At 28.4% G+C, this 1,407-nt stretch carries 1 protein-coding gene and 2 pseudogenes; 1 reads left to right on the top strand and 2 read right to left on the bottom strand.

Annotation, left to right across the window (positions count from 1 at the left end):
* Positions 1–316 (top strand): annotated as a pseudogene (locus AMN80_RS05650) (chromosome segregation protein SMC); the annotation flags it as partial.
* On the opposite strand, the pseudogene AMN80_RS04305 reads toward AMN80_RS05650, so the two are convergent.
* Both AMN80_RS04305 and AMN80_RS04300 read right to left on the bottom strand, forming a co-directional pair.
* Positions 275–652, bottom strand: a pseudogene (locus AMN80_RS04305) (DNA-methyltransferase); the annotation flags it as partial. The pseudogenes AMN80_RS05650 and AMN80_RS04305 overlap by 42 nt on opposite strands.
* 80 nt (positions 653–732) lie before the next feature.
* Positions 733–1,329, bottom strand: a complete 597-nt coding sequence (locus AMN80_RS04300) for a ribonuclease HII (RefSeq protein WP_075520759.1) — start codon at positions 1,327–1,329, stop codon at positions 733–735.
* Between the last annotated feature and the right edge of the window lie 78 nt (positions 1,330–1,407).

Here is a 1,407-nt window from a genome sequence, read left to right as displayed (position 1 = left end):
AGATCGAGAAAAAAGCATTATAATTGACGCTAACTCAAATGAGAAGAGAATAAAAGAGGAAAAAAAAGATTTAATTGAAATAGATTCAAAATATTATGAAACTGAAAAACAATCTTCGTCAGATTTAAAAGATTTTAAGGGTAAACTAGATACAGAATTAGCCTCAATTAAGGATCTAATTATTTCTAATAAAAATGATGACGCGCTAATTGCTTTAGAAAATTTCAAAAATACAATTGAAGAATACTGTGAAGTATATAGTAAAAATCAAAATATTAGGCATTGGGTTTTTTTTATTCCATATTACATCATTTAATATCCAAAAGCCTAAATTTTGAATGACTGATCCAACCCTAAAAATATTGTGATAACTACCAATTACCCAAATAGCTCCATTTTTTTTTAAAATTCTTTTGCATTCATCAAGCCATGCATATGTAAAGTCATCGTATTTTTTAAAGCTTTCAAACTGATCCCATTTATCATTTACAGCACTCACCTTAGATCTGTCTGGCCTAGTGAGTTGATTTTTTAATTGCAAATTGTAAGGTGGGTCTGCAAAGATTAAATCGAAAGTTTCTTTAGGGATTTTTTTTAGCTCCTTAAGACTGTCCCCATTAATAATTTTATTTTTTAAATTTAATTCTTTCATTTTTAAAAAGATAATTAGACTCTAGGCATGACTCCACGTCAACTCATGATTGAATTATTTTGAATTAATTGTGTCTATTATTATCTTGGACTCAATATATTGTGTATGGGCTTGAAAGTTCTTCTGTGATGCTTTGTGATACCAAATTTTCGTATTGCTTGAATATGAACTTTTGTTCCATATCCACAATTTATATTCCATTGATATTTTGAAAAATTCTTTGATATTTTTTTCATCAAACTGTCCCTTGAGACTTTAGCAACAATTGAGGCAGCTGAGATTTGAGGTATTTTTCGATCACCCTTAATTACATATTTTAGATTATAATTTTTCATTACTGGAATTCTGTTACCATCAACTAACACCAAACGAGGTTTTTTTTTTAATTTTTTTATAGCCCTTTTCATGGCTAACAAAGAGGCATTTAGAATATTTAGTTTCTCTATCTCTTCTTTTGATGCAGAGCCTATCGACCAATACGAGTTTTTTTTTATATATTTATTTAAAACTTCACGCTCTTTTTTTGTTAATTTTTTTGAGTCTTTTAATTTTTTAACATCGCAGTTTTTTTTTAATATAACCGCAGATGCATAAACGGGTCCTATTAAACTGCCTCTACCCACTTCATCTACACCCGCAATATTTTGATTACCTTTAAATATTAATTTTAAGTTCATCAATTTTTTTTCTTATCTCTTTTAAATCTAGCCAAGAATATTTTTTTTGCTCAGCTTGTCGTAGTAAGTATGCCGGAT

The organism is Candidatus Pelagibacter communis, assembly GCF_001179985.1.
In the GTDB taxonomy this organism is placed as follows: domain Bacteria; phylum Pseudomonadota; class Alphaproteobacteria; order Pelagibacterales; family Pelagibacteraceae; genus Pelagibacter; species Pelagibacter ubique_J.
The sequence above is the reverse complement of the archived record's forward strand: the minus strand, read 5'-3'. Positions and strand labels throughout refer to the sequence as shown.

Excerpts from the sequence above, each read along its gene's own strand:
- AMN80_RS04300 (WP_075520759.1), bottom strand. The coding sequence starts at position 1,329 with ATGAACTTAAAATTAATATTTAAAGGTAATCAAAATATTGCGGGTGTA.